We start from the raw sequence: 13,360 nt of genomic DNA, 5'->3' as shown, positions 1-13,360 counted from the left end.
TGCGAAGCGTCATCGGGGCGCCGGCCTGGAAGTGGCTGGCGCCCGGCCGCCGTGCGGTCAGGCCGGTTCGGTGCGGCGGCCGCTCAGGATGTCCACGATGCGGAAGTCGTCCCGCTCCAGGGCTTCGACGATCGCCACGGCCATGTCCTCAAGGCCGTCCGTGTCGGCAGGTAGGCCGCCGTGCGCCTGCTGGTAGGAGACCATGGTGTCCACGATCTTGAGCACGACTTGGATGTTCTCGGTACTGCTCTGCATCACGCTTCCTGTTCGTCGTGGCTGCCGCCGTTGATCGCACGGAGCCGTTGGTGAGCTGGAACACCTGTTCCGGACAGTTGTCTGCGCAGATTCCGGAGCGGGGCGGCAGCAGGCCCGCTCACCCATGTAGGTGGAGGGCCTGGCCTGCCAATCTCAAATTCGTGTCAGATCTGCCATCGCTTGGCCATCGACCGTTAGTTGGCCGCGTAATCTGGGACCCTGCAACGGGTGGGGTGGATATCAATCAGGAACGATGTCGACAAATCTCGAATAGTGCCCTTGGAAGGCGACCTCGATTGTCGCCGGAGGCCCGTGGACATGTTTGGCCACGATCAGATCGGCCAGGCCCGCCCTGGGGGATTCTCTTTCGTAGGCGTCGTCCCGGTGGAGCAGGATCAGCAGGTCGGCATCGTCCTCCAGGGTTCCGGAGTCGCGCAGGTCGTGAGGCTGGGGTCGCTTGTCGAGTCGTTGCTCCGGGCTCCTGTTCAGCTTGGAGACCGCGACTACCGGGATTTGAAGCTCTTTCGCCATGAGTTTGAGGTGACGGGATGTCTCGTTGATTTCCTCGTATCGGCTGGAGAATTGGCGCAGCCCGTAGTTCAGAAGCTGAACGGGGTCGATGACGACGAGCCCGATCCCCGCTTTTCGTTTCAACCTGCGGCACTTCGAGCGAATTTCTGTCAGCGTCGTCGCGGACTCGTCGATGTACAGCGGCGCCTGGGTGATGTCGGGCATCCGCCGGGCGATTCGCGTCCAGCTGTCGTCGTCCATCGTGCCGCTGCGCATCTGGTGCACCGGGACCCTGGCCTCGGCGGCCATGAGCCGCATCGCGACTTCGTTGTGGCCGAGCTGCAGCGTGAAGAGGGCGGCCGGCACCTTGCAGTGGATGGTGCAGGCACGCAGGAAGTCCAGGGCCAGGGTGCTGGTTCCCATGGCCGGCCGGGAACCGATGACGATCAGGTGGCCGGGCTGCAGGCCGCCGGTCAACGCGTCGAGGGCGGGGAACCCGGTCGGGAGGCCGAGCATGCGCGCGCTCCCGCGACTGCCGACGGCCTCGACGACGTCCAAGGCGTCCTCCAGGACGTCCGCCAGGAGCGGGATGCCGAGGCGGTGGTCCGGGTCGGTGGCGGTGAGTACCTCACGCTCGGCCAGGGCGATCACGTCGTCGACGGACGCGGTACTGGCCAGGGCCCGGTCGATGAAGGAGGTGGCCCGCCGAAGCCGCCGGCGCATGGCCTCCTGTCGGATCCGGTGCGCGCGCTTGACCGCGCGCCCTGCACTGGCATCGCTCCCGGCAACGAGGTCAAAGTACTGCTGGCCCCCGATCCGCTCCAGGTCTCCGTTGGCTTCGAGCTGCTGGACCACCGCGACCGGGTCCGGGTCGACGCCCTGGTGGAGCAGGTCCAGGACGGCGAGGAAGATCAGCCCGTTGGCGGGGGAGTGGAAGTCCTCGGCGCGCAGCAGTGCGGCAACGTCCCCGGCCAGGTCGCTTGCCTGCATCATCGCCGCGAGCAGCGCCCGTTCCTCGCGTTCGGCCTGGCCGGCGTCACCGGTGGCGCCGGGCCGGTCGAGGTCGTCGTCGCCGAGCTGTCCGACGGTGTCGGGCTCGGTGTCGGCGGGGGGCGGGGAGTCATCCATGGGTGTCCTTCCTGGACGTGCTGCGCCACGATGGGCCTTCGGCCGGGCGGGACCGGAGCGGGCCGAAGCTGTTCCAGCCGGCCGGAGAAGGTGGGGGTTGCTGGGCGGTGGTGGGTGAGGGCCCGCCCGGGGCCCGCGGACCGGGTTGCGTGCTGAGGCGGTTCGGGTCCGGCCGGATGGGCCCGGCGGGCGGCGGGCCCAGGTTCTCCGGGCCGTCCAGCCACCCGGCCGGCACGCCGAGGAGGCGTTCGCGTTCCCTCACCAGGGCCGTGGACGCCTCGGCGAGCCTGCCGATCGCCGTTCGAAGGCGCGCGGCGGTGTCGGCACGGTCGTGGTCCGGTCCCACCCAGGGCGCTGTCGGGCGCCCTGCCTGGAGGGTGCGGTCGATGGTGAGGGTCTCCAGCGGGTCGGCGACGGCGCGTACCGCTTCGATCCTGAGGATCCCGGTGCCGGGGAACTCGAAGTTCAGGCGGGCGGTCAACTGCCGGGCGAGCCAGTGGACCTGCTTCGCCCAGGCCTCGGAGTCGCAGGCCAAGGTCAGGACACCGGTCTCGGTGTCGAACCCGGCCGGCTGCACGTGCGCCGCGATGTCGCGGCCGACCACCTTGCCCCAGGCCAAACCCTGGACGGTGAGCCGGGAGCGGTCGATCTGGGCGAGGTCGGCCAGGAGCACGTCGCCGAGCAGCTCGGGCGGGCTGCGGCGCGGACGACGTTGCTGCGGCTGAACCGCCCCCGCGGGGTGGCCGAGACGGCCGAACCTGGCCTGCCGGCGGTAGGTCCGCAGAAGGCTCGTGGCCAGGTCAGGGCCTGACGGCCTGACGGCATCCCCAGGCCCCTGGTGCGGTAGGCGCTGCTGCATGGCAGACATCATCCCGTGAATCCCCCGTCCAGCGGACCGACTTGATCGATGACCGTGCGCCACGGGTTGTCCCAGCAGGACCGCGACGGTGCCCTCGGACGCACGCCGGAGCACCGTGGCGCTCTCCCCGGTGGTCGCTGCCGCGGGAACCCTTCGCGTGGGCGGTCCGACGACGGCGGTCCCGGTCACGGGCGCCCCGGAATCCGGGCCGGACGACCGGCCCACATCCCGCGCACCGCGTCCAACCGCTCCTCCAGGAGCCACCGCGCGCTCCGCTGCCGAGCCTGCGCCGCGGCCCGGTCCCCGGCCGCCCGGGCCCACTGGCGATCCGCGTAGCGCTGCTGCTCCGTTTCCCAGGCCTGTGCGGCCTCGGCATCGGCGGTCGAGGTCCGGGCCAGGAATGCCAGTGCCTCCTCCCGGATCTTCTCCGCCATCACCTGGGCGGTGAACCGGTTGCTGGAGGCCACCCCGTGAGGGTCCGCCACTCCCTGGTCCTCGGCCTCGCGTACGGCCTCGCGCATCGCCGCCGTGAGCTCGCCGTTCGCCTGGTCGAAGACCTTGCGGCAGCTCCGGTGGTCGCGCAGGTCGGCGCGGAAGGCGAGCGCCAGGTTGACGTACTCCTCGACCACGGCCTGCGTCTCCCGGGCCGTCGCGCACGACGCACACAGACCCCGCGCCAGCGCGGCACCGCAGTCGGCACACGGAACCACCCGGGCTTCGGCCTCGTGCCGAGCGGCCCGCTCGGCTGCCTCGGCCTCCCGGCGCAGACGGGCGCCCAGCTGCGCCACGTGCTGCTCGGCAGCCGCGGTAGCGCGGGCGCTCAGGTGCTGCTCGATGAGCCGGCTGCGGTCCTCGAAGGACAGCTCGGGCGTGGCCAGGACGACGTCGCGAACAGCCGCCCGGCGTCGCGCTCGCTTGGCCGCCAAGGCCTCGGTGCAGCCTTCGCACATCGTGCCGGTCGCACTGTGGAATCCGTCGTCGCAGGCCCGGTGTCCGCACTGCCGCCGTTGGGGCAAGCCCCTTCCGAGCAGCCAGGCCACCGCGTCGCGCACGCCTGCGGGACCCCCCTCGGCGTCGAGGCGCCGCTCCAAGCGCCGGTGCATGGCCCGCAGGGCGCCTTCGGGCTGGGTCCAGCCGGCCAGCCGGTCGAGCTCCCGGGCGACGGCCGCGAGCACCAGCTGACGAGGGTGGTCCCTGGTGATGCTCAGCCACAGCGAGGTCACCGGTTCCAGCCCGGCCGGGATCGCGGCAGAGCGCGTCGGCAGGCAGTCGGAGGCCCCGAAGGTGCCCGTCCCCTGGGTGTTCGAGGGTGTCGTGCCCTGCTGTTCCCCGCGCAGCGGGCCAGCGATGACAAGCCGTAGCGCGGGCACGCCAGCAACCTGGGCATCCTCGCGCGCACCCGCGCGCTCCGGCCGACGGTGGGTCACCCCAACGGCGCAAGCGCCGGACAAGCCATCCACCTCCTCAGCACAACCACCAACACCAGCCACCAGAGCGTGGGGAGCGTGGAAGTCGGCACTCTCAGAATCCGCCGGATCGTCTACACCGTCTGCCATTTCCGCAGGTCGCGGGCCTTCCGGGTCGACAGTGGGCTCCTGCGACTGACCAAGATCCCCGTCGGCACTCTCCGGAGCCGACGAAGACGCGGCCTCGGGCTCACGGGAGTCCTCCGATTTCGCGGCCGCCGCAGCGGCGGGCGGCTCGACCGGCTCTACCGTCCGCTTCGCCGCCCGGCGCACCGTGCCGCGGGGGGCCGGCTTCCTCGCTGCCGCTCGGACCTCGGCACGCTTCTCGGCGACCGGCAGCAACCGCACCTTGCCGGTCGGCACACCGTTGCCGCCGTCCTCCAGTTCCACCTCGACCAGGCCCTCCGCCTGGAGCCGCCCCAGCACCCGGCCGGCCAGCACCGGCGAGACCTTCGACTTGCCGCCGCGCAGGAGCAGGGCGAGCGTGGCCGCGCCGCGGCCCAGCTCCGGGGCCTTCAACGAGCCCGAGCACAGCTTGAGCCAGCCGTCCTCGCGGCACGACAGGACCAGCAGCAGCAGAGCGAGCCGGTCGGTTGCCGCTCCGTGCCCCCGGCGATCCCGCTCGGCCAGCAGGCCCGGCGGGATCGCCGGCTTGCCCGTCGGCTCCCACCCAGGCCCGAACAACGCCTCGCACAGCCGCAGCAGGGTGGCCAGCTCATCGCGGGTCAGCGCGAGGGGATGCAGCCGGTCGCGGGCATGGCGCACCCGCGCCACCGCCTCCAAGCGCAGGTCCAGCGCGACCACGTGCCCGTCCTCGTTCACGTGCTCGCGGGTCTGGACCGCGCCCCGGGCCCGCAGCGGCGGGAGGACCTTGTGGCTGACCATGGACACGCTGACGCCCAGCCAGCGGGCGAGCTCACCCGACCAGAGCGTGGTCACCCCCCACTCCACCGAGCCTTTGGCCAGCAGGACGACCGCCGCCAGCCGTGCTGCATCCGGCAGCCCGACGACCGACTCGTCGGCCAGCAGCGCCCGTACCGCGGCCTCCAGCCGGACACGCATCGGCTCGCCCAGCAGCAGCGCTTCCGGCGACTCCCGCTGGCTCGGGACAGCACGAAGCCACCGGCGACCCGCCGCCGGACGAGGCCCGGGAACGGGAGGACGGGACGCCAAAATCGCGTGCGCGCTCACCGGACACCCCGAGGGGCGGCCGACAGCACCATGCGACACGCCCGCACAGCCGGGAAGGCCGAAAACGGACGGTTCTGCCGGCATGCGGGGATGCCGGACTGGATTTGGGCAGCACTGTGCTGCATCATGGCCCTGTTCTCCTGGGAGGTCATTAGGAGGGCATGCGAAAGCCCCGGTGGGGCTGAGCTGGTTCTGGTGAACCGAATGAGGTACGAGGCGACAGGCCCGTGGCAGGGCGGTCCCTCACGAGGACGATCTGGGCGCGACACCGGCTGCTACCGGTCGAGCTCCCGGGCGGCGCCACCGCAATACCTCCCTGCAAGGAGGACAAGCGGATGGAGGCGCCGCCCCCGCAGGCCTAGGTCATCCCCACCCCCACAGGCAGGCCGCTCGCAGCGGCCACAGCGAACCGCTCGCTCCTGACGACACGGAACGAGACGCAACCCGATCGGATCAAGCCCTCAACACGGGCGACACGCGAACGGGTGACCCCTGCCGAGCGGACAATGCCACCGAACAGGGAAGACGTGGACCAGTACTCGGCCGCAGCGGCCGGGCACGGTAGTGAGCCGCGCGACATCGGCCGACGGCTATTGCGCCGGCGGGCCGTCCAACGGGTACGCTGGATCACAGCGCACACCTCCTCTAGCTAAAGGTGTAGCTACCGAGCCAGTCGAGCCGCTACCACACAGCTCCTGGCTCACCGGCCCCGGGCAACCGAGTCCGGCGGGACTTCCACAAATTCCCCGCCGCGGATGCTGCGGGGCCTCACCTTTTGCGTCTCGCACCGTCCAGCGGGGCTTCCACCCCCCACCAGCCAGTAACGGTCCGCACCTGATCCTAAACCCACCGGAGCCCACTGCGGGCATGCCCTTGCACTGCGATCACTCGTGTGTCGGGCTTGACCGCTCATCACACCGCCTGCCGCAGGAAGCGGTAGTACAAGGTGAGTGCGGCGTCCGTTCCCCTGCCAACCGCAGTGGCGACCCGCTGGCCGTCCCTGGCACAGAGGTCACCCGCCGTGAGGACGCGCGGATGCTGAATCGCAGGAGGGCAGAACCCGTCCTCGCCAGCCGCCAAGCCCGGCAGCGACGTCGGCACCGTGCCGACGTTGGTGACCACCGAATCGGCCTCCACCGTCTCCTGGGAGCCGTCGGCCAGCAGGACGTCCAGCTCGAAGGGCCCCGAACCGGTCACGCGGACCGCCCGCACCGGGTGCAGCTGTACACGTGGATCCGCGCGCACTTCGTCGACTTTATAGGTGTCTCGGGCGGGGTGACAGACGGTGAGTTTCTGGTCGGTGTCCCGGTGAGTCCGAAGCCATGTCCCCAGAGGCCTGTCCCCGCCCAGGACGACGGTCAGGGCTCCGAGGTCCGAGGGTGACGCGCCCGTGAGCTGGGGGAGGGCCTGCGCGCACGTGATCCACGGGACCTCGGTTGCCTCCGCCGTGTGCACGCCGGTCGCTGCCACCAGCAGTTCCCCCACCACGCTGGTGCCGTCCGACAGGACGGCCCGGACCTCGTTGTCGCCGGGTTCGACCCTGACCACGGTCCCCTGGAGGTACGAGCAGTGGGCGTCCAGCCCGGCCAACGTCTGGCCGAGGGTGCGGGCGTAGCTCAGGCCGTCCGTCCAGCCGGGCCAGTTGGCGAGGTGCCCGATACGCCAGAGCGTGCCGCCGGGAACTGGTGACGGATCAATCAGCAGCGAGGTCATGCCGACGCTGGCCGCCGTAGTGGCAGCCAGGCAGCCCGCAGGGCCGGCGCCGACGATGAGCAGCTGGGTCGTGCGGGTCACTGGAGCCATCCTGCGGAGAGTGTGCGGTGGACGTCGTCGGCGGTGAGGAGCAGGTGCCCGCCGAGGTTCCGGCGGGCAAGGAGGAGGGCTGCGTCGTGGTACTCCAGTCCCCCGGAGGAGGCGCACGCGTCCGTCACCAGCCAGGGGGTGATGTCGTACTGGTAGGCGTCGGTCGCGGTGTCCAGCACGCAGCTGTCGGTATCGATCCCGCAGAGGAGTACGTCCGTCCACCCCTTGGTGCGGAAGAGCTCCAGCACACCGGGCGCCTTGAAAACGCTGGACGTGGTCTTCTTGACGACCTGGGTGGCAGCGGCTGCCAGAGGCGCCAGTTCCGGGGCCAGCGCCTGCTCCTGCGGCGAGCGGAGGCGTGTCCAGCCGCTGATCCGCTCGTAGTGCGAGCCCTCCGCATTGGCGAAGGTGGCGATGACCGTCGCCCCACCGCTGAGCTGCCAGGCCTTCACCAGGCGGGCGATCGTCGGCACGACGTGCTCGCTCGACTCCCGCACGAACCCGGCCTGCACGTCGACGGCTACCAGGACGGCAGAGTCCTGCCGCACCTCGGCGAACCGGGTGGTCACGAGACCTCCTTCAAGGCACCCCATGCGTCCTGCAACCGCTGGGACAGGTCGTTGGTACCGATGACTGCGGCACGCAGTGCCCGGTGCTGAGCGCTCTCCGTCGGCCGGGCTGACACCAACCTGCTGTGCGCACCCCGGAGCCAGCGCCATCCGAACGGCGTCGGCAGCTCGGGATCGAGTCCCTCCTCGACCAGGCGCAGCAGGTGGGCGGACAAGGCCCACAGCGCCTGGGTGTCGAGCTGCAGAGCCACGATGTCGTCGATGGACAGGGCCCGTTCACCGACTTCGGGCCGGTAGGCGATGCCGGACCAGCCAGCGACCCCGCGTGACACCGCGCCACGGAACATGACGGACTCGGGGTGTGCCCACCGCTCGGTGAACCGGTGGCTCTCGACCTCGGCGCCCAAGGGAACCGGGTTGGAGTCGTCGGTCCGATCCACGAGCACCGATGGTGTCGCCAGCAGTTGCAGCGCGGTGTCTAGGTCGGCACCGTGCCATGGGTGTGCCCCAAGTTCGTAGACCGACAGTACGTATTCCGGCACCGGGATGCCCCGTGCTGCACCGCCGGTCTGCCGGTTGACGAGGTCCGCGAGCAGGCCTCGAACCAAGTCGCGATTCTGGCCGTACGAACGGTAACGCCAGAGGGCCAGTTCGGTAAGGCTGTTGAACGTCAGCTGCTCGCTGAGGTGTGCGACCGCGATGCCGAACTTGAAGATGTGGATCGAGGTCCTGGTCCCGGGGACCGCGAGGATGCGTTGCTCCAGGTCCGCCGGGCCGCAGGGGTGCGAGTCGGCAATCTGGAACAGGGCACTGGCATCAAGGCCGAGGTGAACAGGCAGGAACTGGTGCGAGACCACGGTGAAGCCGGAGCCGAGAGCCCGGACTTGGGGACCTGCGAGGTCCTGGTGAACCCGCGCGAGGAAGTCGCTCCTGTCCTCCGCCGGCATCAGGTCTAGTACACGGTCGAGGATCTGCTGCGTCTCGTGGGTGCACACGACGTTCCGTCCTCCCTTCCGCCAGTTCGTCACGGTGGCCGGGTTGACGCCGAGGCGTGCCGCGAACTGTCTTACGGACATTCGGAGCCAGCGCTGCAGCAGCGTCGCTTCATGGCCGGTCCACTGATCGATAGCACCCACGTTCCCACTCCTTCCGTGCTCTGTCCGTGGACACCCGCACACCGGTCGCACGCTGTACGCACGGGAGCCCATCACGCGCAGTCACTGTTCCCGATCATCCTGGTGATGGCCCCACGGAGGGGTGCACACCGGCATCGGGGAGGCTACGCAGGTTGTCCGACACCTCGGAGTTTGTCGATCTCCTGCTGGAGCTCGACAACTCGTCGTTCGAGTGCGGCCAGCCGCTCCTCGGTGGTCGGCGGCCGGTCTGCCGAGACGTCAGACACGAAGGCGCCGAGCCCCTGAACCGTGACGACAAGGCCTTTGTCCTTCAACGAACCGACGGCCTTCTGCGCGGTGCCGATCGCGACGCCGTGCATGCTGGCCAGCTCCTTGGCGCTGGGAACCTTGCTTCCGGGGCGCAAGTGGCCGGATCTGATGTCGGCGAGGATCGCGTTTTCGACGCGTCGGTAGGGCTGAGGCTCGGTCATGCCCGTCATGGTAGCCACCTCCTCACGTAAATGGCATAACCCAGGTTACTTGACGATGACTAGGTGACCTATGTAAGTTGATGGAGGCTGACGGGGGGAAACCCCCGCAGAACCAACCGTCCGCGGCTTGCCGCGGAGGGCAGACGCTCTTGCGTCGGGGTTGATAGCTCCATCGAAATCCCCCGACAGCATCTGTCCTGGAACAGCGCTGATGCGCTGTCCGCTCCCTAGGACTCGGCAGCAGCCGGCCTCGGTGGCGGAGAGAGCATCACGTCCCCTCGTCACTCCGAGCTAAGGAGTTTCCGATGGCCCCCTCGACCGACGTCGCCTGCAAGCGCAAGCGCCGCACTCGCACGAAGAACATCAGCGCTCTCGCGCCCCTCGCCTTGTCCTCCCTGCCGAACAACCAGATCGAGCTGACCCCGGGCGCCGAGCACCTCGTCTGCCCCGCCTGCAAGACCTGGTGCCCGATCACCGGCATGGGAGGCACGACCCCGAAGTTGGTCCCGCACCACACCGACCCGGCTGGCACCCTCGACACCCGCTGGTGTGCCAACACCAACCGCCGCATCACCGCCGACCTCACCGTCGAGCGGTGGGCGGCGCAGCGGGCGGAGGTGGCCGCGGAGGCGGGGGCTCGTCGGCCGACCAGGGTCCTGCGCAAGGTCCCGACGCCGGCGGTTCCGGCGCTCTCCCAGCTCCGACCCGTCGAGCCGACCGCCGATTCCGCCCGAGCGGCCTTCGAGCAGCACCGCGTTCGCTGCTCGGTTTGTGCCGGTGAGGTCCGACGGTGCCGGGATGGGCAGCGCCTGTACGTGGAGTACCTCTGGAGGCAGAACCAGGAGCCGAAGCGGCTGCGTGAGCAGGCGGTCGAGCGGGCGGCACGGGGCGTCGAGGAGCGAGCCCTTACCAGGACCGCTCCTGCCGTGCGGGCGAAGGCCTGGAAGGACGTCGGCCGCGCGGTCGACGAGGCCGACACCGCCCGCCGCGAGCCGCTGGCCGGTGCACGTCCCCCGATCCATGGCATCGAGGTGCCCGAGGGCGATCGCCCGCTGCCCCAGGGCCGCTCCGCCGAGCAGACGCTCGCGAACAACCCGGTGCGCAAGCGCCGACCCTCCTGAACCGCGGAGCACCGGGTTAGTGTCCCGGCCCGCTCGCAGCTGACCTGGACGACCCTCTAACACGCCTTCATCCGCCTGCGGCGGGCCCGGGACCGGGCCCGCCGCTTCGCATACCCCCGGGAGATCAACCGTGCTTCACGCCCGACTGCCCCGACGCGTTCTGCAGGACCTGCTGGACAGGACCGTCGCCCTGGAGGTGTGGGCCGGACGCTCGACGACGTATCGCGGGCCGGCCCGTACGCCCACCGAGAGGCAGATGGTTGCCGACGCCAGCCCCCTACAGCACGGCCTGCGTTCGCGGGGCGGCCACCACCCGGCCGTGCCACCTGGCTGGAGGGCCGCCTCCGCGGTGCGGCCGACCGCCTGACCGTCGCCGTCCCTGCATTGCCCCGTCGTCACCACTCCGGCCCCGCAGTGGTGACGACGGGGGACGGCAGGAGCCGCCCCTGGGAAAGCCGAAGGCCTCGGGATTTGCCCTCCCGAGGCTTTCGAGTACGCCGCCTATGAGAGAGGCAACGACCTTGCTGCACAACATCATTGCACGCCGCGACCTCACCCTCGCCCCGGGTGACAGCGACCCGGACGCCGACGAGCTGCTGCGCCGGGCCCTGGAGCGCCGGGGAGGTGGCCAGCGGTGACCTCCGTGCCCGACCTGGCGGTCGTCCGCAGCCTCGCCGGCGGGAAGCCGGTGCCCAAGTCCGACAAGCCGAAGGGCGGTACGGGATGAACGCGACCGCCTGCGGTGCCGGGACCGCGCAGGGCCTGACCGGGCACGACCCGGTCCTGCCCTCGCCCCGCCCCGGCCTCTACCTGCGGCAGTGCCCGGGCGGCGTCGTCGCGCACCTGACCGCCGACCAGGACACCGTGCACACGGTGCGGGCCCTGGCCCTGACCGTCCTGGTCGCCAGCGGCGTCGACCTGGAGACCGCGCAGTCGGCGCAGCTGGTCCTGTCCGAGCTGCTCGGCAACGCGATCCGGGCCTGCGGCGATCACGTCCCGCTGGTCGTGGAGGTCCACCGCTCCCGGGGGATCGACGCGGTCGTCACCGTCCACGACCCGCTCGCCGACACCGCCCCGCGTCGCACCGACACCGCCCCCGACAGCGCCGAGGCGGAGTCCGGCCGCGGCCTGACCCTGATCGACATCCTCGCCCCCGGCTGGACCATCGAGCCGTCCCCGATCGGCAAGCAGATCCGCTGCCGCGTCCGCGCGGCCAGCTGACCGACCGCCCCTCCCCTCGCGCCCGCTGCGCCCCGGACCTCGGCCTGGGGCGCAGCGGGCGCGCCCGTGAACTTCCCGGCCGGAGGCCGTCATGAAGAGCACCAGCACCACCGCCGGATCGACCGTCAGGGCCCGGCGCGAGCAGGCCGCCTACCGCCGCTACGTCGCCCGCCAGCTCGGCCCGCAGCAGGTCGGCGGCATCTACCGCTGCGGCTACTGGAACGACATGTACGAGGTCGTCGCCATTCGGACCGAGTCGCCCTGGCAGATCAGCGTGCGCACCCTGGGCGAGACCCGGATCCGTACGCACTGCACCGCCTGGGACGAGCGCCGCGACCGCGTCCTCGCCGAGCCCGGCGTCGCCGCCCTGACCTTCTGGGCCGAGCGCACGCTGGCCGCCCCGGCCGCCAGCGGCGCGCTCCTGGAGCAGCGCCACGTCCTGGACGAGACCACCCACCCCGACACCGTCGCCGCCCTCCTCCAGCGCGCCCGCACCGCCCGGTTCCCCGAGACCGTATGAGCACGAACACCCACGACACAGAGAAGAAGGAGAAACCGATGGACTGGCGCCACCGCGCGGTGTGCCGCGAAGAGGACCCCGAGCTGTTCTTCCCGATCGGGAACACCGGCCCGGCCCTGCTGCAGATCGAAGAGGCCAAAGCCGTGTGCCGCCGCTGCCCCGTGATGGAGCAGTGCCTGACCTGGGCCCTGGAGACCGGCCAGGACGCCGGCGTCTGGGGCGGCATGAGCGAGGACGAACGCCGCGCGATGAAGCGCCGCGCGGCCCGCAACCGTGCCCGCACCGCCTGACCACGTCGGTTGGTTGTCGTTCGCCGCCGCCCCGAACTCGGCCAGCCCCGGGTACGGGGCGGCGGCGGTCGACGGTGCCCGACGCACCCACCCCCTCTCCCCTATATAGGAGGACCCCGTGAGCAAGCCGACCTGGATGGCCACCCACCTGGAAATGGAGCACTCCCCCGACCCGCTGGCGCAGCTGGTGGTGCTGGGCCGCTGGCTGGAGGACCCGGCCCGGCGCTTCGCCTGGCGCACCGCCCGAAAGGAGCGGCAGGCGGCCGCGATCGACGCCGACCGCGCGTACGACGAGGCCCAGCGCCCCAGCCAGCGGATCCCCTCCGCCCGGATCGCCAACGCCAAGGAGCAGCTGGACCTGGCCCAGGGCCGCGCTGGCCTGCTCGGCCTGGTCGAGGAGCTCGCGGAGCGAACCCGGCTGCGGGCCACCAGCACCGTGCTGCGCCCCGGCCCGGCCGAGGGCGCGGTCGACCCGCAGACGCTGCGCCTGCTGACGACGCGGATCAGCACCGGCACCCGCGAACTGCTCACCGAGCTGGAGGCCGACTTCGTCTACCCCGACGAGGTGCACCGTACCGCCGAGGCCGCGCTCGGCCAGCTCACCAGCCGCCGTCTCGCGGTGGAGGCCACTGGCGAGCCCGCCGTCCTGAGCACCTGGGCCGAGGCGGTCGAGTTCGTCCTCGCCGTCATCCGGACCGCCCCCACCCGCGCCTGACCCGCCGTGGGGGGGGCGGGGCCGCCGCCCGGGGGGGGGGCCGGGGGGGGGGGGGGCCGCCGCCCCCCACGAAGCCCCCGCCCCCCCGCAGGTACGAAAAACAACG

14 protein-coding genes are annotated in these 13,360 nt (G+C 71.2%); 6 read left to right on the top strand and 8 right to left on the bottom strand.

All coding sequences use genetic code 11. The features are described 5' to 3' along the window. Positions 1-57: 57 nt before the first annotated feature. From ACFWXO_RS05375 to ACFWXO_RS05340, 8 genes are all read right to left on the bottom strand, one after another. Complete coding sequence (locus ACFWXO_RS05375; protein ID WP_380522422.1) at positions 58-255, bottom strand: hypothetical protein; 198 nt, start codon at positions 253-255, stop codon at positions 58-60. Between the two features lie 240 nt (positions 256-495). Further along, on the bottom strand, positions 496-1,893 hold the full coding sequence (locus tag ACFWXO_RS05370) for a replicative DNA helicase (RefSeq protein WP_380522421.1): 1,398 nt from the start codon (positions 1,891-1,893) through the stop codon (positions 496-498). After that, entirely contained in the window at positions 1,886-2,752 is an 867-nt protein-coding gene (locus ACFWXO_RS05365; protein ID WP_380522420.1) for a DciA family protein, read from the bottom strand. Before ACFWXO_RS05365 ends, ACFWXO_RS05370 begins: the two co-directional genes overlap by 8 nt. A 185-nt stretch (positions 2,753-2,937) precedes the next feature. Next, positions 2,938-5,280, bottom strand: coding sequence for a hypothetical protein (locus tag ACFWXO_RS05360; protein ID WP_380522419.1), 2,343 nt, complete (start codon positions 5,278-5,280; stop codon positions 2,938-2,940). A gap of 1,041 nt (positions 5,281-6,321) precedes the next feature. Further along, positions 6,322-7,203, bottom strand: a complete 882-nt coding sequence (locus ACFWXO_RS05355; protein WP_380522418.1) for an FAD-dependent oxidoreductase — start codon at positions 7,201-7,203, stop codon at positions 6,322-6,324. Next, positions 7,200-7,781: an isochorismatase family cysteine hydrolase gene (locus ACFWXO_RS05350; RefSeq protein ID WP_380522417.1), complete on the bottom strand. Its 582-nt coding sequence runs from the start codon at positions 7,779-7,781 to the stop codon at positions 7,200-7,202. The genes ACFWXO_RS05355 and ACFWXO_RS05350 overlap by 4 nt, the downstream gene beginning before the upstream one ends. Next, on the bottom strand, positions 7,778-8,917 hold the full coding sequence (locus ACFWXO_RS05345; protein ID WP_380522416.1) for an XRE family transcriptional regulator: 1,140 nt from the start codon (positions 8,915-8,917) through the stop codon (positions 7,778-7,780). The genes ACFWXO_RS05350 and ACFWXO_RS05345 overlap by 4 nt, the downstream gene beginning before the upstream one ends. A 143-nt stretch (positions 8,918-9,060) precedes the next feature. Continuing rightward, on the bottom strand, positions 9,061-9,387 hold the full coding sequence (locus ACFWXO_RS05340; RefSeq protein WP_380522415.1) for a GntR family transcriptional regulator: 327 nt from the start codon (positions 9,385-9,387) through the stop codon (positions 9,061-9,063). Positions 9,388-9,692: 305 nt separating this feature from the next. Between ACFWXO_RS05340 and ACFWXO_RS05335 the strand changes: the two genes are divergently transcribed. The 6 genes from ACFWXO_RS05335 to ACFWXO_RS05310 all read left to right on the top strand — a co-directional run bounded on the left by ACFWXO_RS05335 (position 9,693) and on the right by ACFWXO_RS05310 (position 13,254). Beyond that, the gene (locus ACFWXO_RS05335) at positions 9,693-10,508 is read left to right on the top strand and encodes a hypothetical protein (protein ID WP_380522414.1); all 816 of its coding nucleotides are present in this window, start codon (positions 9,693-9,695) and stop codon (positions 10,506-10,508) included. A 503-nt stretch (positions 10,509-11,011) separates the two neighbouring features. After that, a complete protein-coding gene (locus tag ACFWXO_RS05330) occupies positions 11,012-11,146 on the top strand; it encodes a hypothetical protein (protein ID WP_380522413.1) in 135 nt (44 codons plus the stop codon). Positions 11,147-11,231: 85 nt separating this feature from the next. Beyond that, a complete protein-coding gene (locus ACFWXO_RS05325) occupies positions 11,232-11,729 on the top strand; it encodes an ATP-binding protein (protein WP_380522412.1) in 498 nt (165 codons plus the stop codon). Between the two features lie 91 nt (positions 11,730-11,820). After that, positions 11,821-12,249 carry a hypothetical protein gene (locus tag ACFWXO_RS05320; RefSeq protein WP_380522411.1) on the top strand — a complete coding sequence of 143 codons (429 nt, stop codon included), beginning with the start codon at positions 11,821-11,823 and terminating at the stop codon, positions 12,247-12,249. A 38-nt stretch (positions 12,250-12,287) separates the two neighbouring features. Beyond that, positions 12,288-12,539 carry a WhiB family transcriptional regulator gene (locus ACFWXO_RS05315; RefSeq protein ID WP_380522410.1) on the top strand — a complete coding sequence of 84 codons (252 nt, stop codon included), beginning with the start codon at positions 12,288-12,290 and terminating at the stop codon, positions 12,537-12,539. A 118-nt stretch (positions 12,540-12,657) separates the two neighbouring features. Next, the gene (locus ACFWXO_RS05310) at positions 12,658-13,254 is read left to right on the top strand and encodes a hypothetical protein (RefSeq protein WP_380522409.1); all 597 of its coding nucleotides are present in this window, start codon (positions 12,658-12,660) and stop codon (positions 13,252-13,254) included. Positions 13,255-13,360 lie beyond the last annotated feature (106 nt).

Origin of the sequence: Kitasatospora sp. NPDC059088, from assembly GCF_042738155.1 — a bacterium.
Taxonomy (GTDB): domain Bacteria; phylum Actinomycetota; class Actinomycetes; order Streptomycetales; family Streptomycetaceae; genus Kitasatospora.
The sequence above is the reverse complement of the archived record's forward strand: the minus strand, read 5'-3'. Positions and strand labels throughout refer to the sequence as shown.

Excerpts from the sequence above, each read along its gene's own strand:
- ACFWXO_RS05375 (WP_380522422.1), bottom strand. The coding sequence starts at position 255 with ATGCAGAGCAGTACCGAGAACATCCAAGTCGTGCTCAAGATCGTGGAC.
- ACFWXO_RS05370 (WP_380522421.1), bottom strand. The coding sequence starts at position 1,893 with ATGGATGACTCCCCGCCCCCCGCCGACACCGAGCCCGACACCGTCGGA.
- ACFWXO_RS05365 (WP_380522420.1), bottom strand. The coding sequence starts at position 2,752 with ATGCAGCAGCGCCTACCGCACCAGGGGCCTGGGGATGCCGTCAGGCCG.
- ACFWXO_RS05360 (WP_380522419.1), bottom strand. The coding sequence starts at position 5,280 with ATGCGTGTCCGGCTGGAGGCCGCGGTACGGGCGCTGCTGGCCGACGAG.
- ACFWXO_RS05340 (WP_380522415.1), bottom strand. The coding sequence starts at position 9,387 with ATGACCGAGCCTCAGCCCTACCGACGCGTCGAAAACGCGATCCTCGCC.
- ACFWXO_RS05335 (WP_380522414.1), top strand. The coding sequence starts at position 9,693 with ATGGCCCCCTCGACCGACGTCGCCTGCAAGCGCAAGCGCCGCACTCGC.
- ACFWXO_RS05330 (WP_380522413.1), top strand. The coding sequence starts at position 11,012 with ATGAGAGAGGCAACGACCTTGCTGCACAACATCATTGCACGCCGCGAC.
- ACFWXO_RS05325 (WP_380522412.1), top strand. The coding sequence starts at position 11,232 with ATGAACGCGACCGCCTGCGGTGCCGGGACCGCGCAGGGCCTGACCGGG.
- ACFWXO_RS05320 (WP_380522411.1), top strand. The coding sequence starts at position 11,821 with ATGAAGAGCACCAGCACCACCGCCGGATCGACCGTCAGGGCCCGGCGC.
- ACFWXO_RS05315 (WP_380522410.1), top strand. The coding sequence starts at position 12,288 with ATGGACTGGCGCCACCGCGCGGTGTGCCGCGAAGAGGACCCCGAGCTG.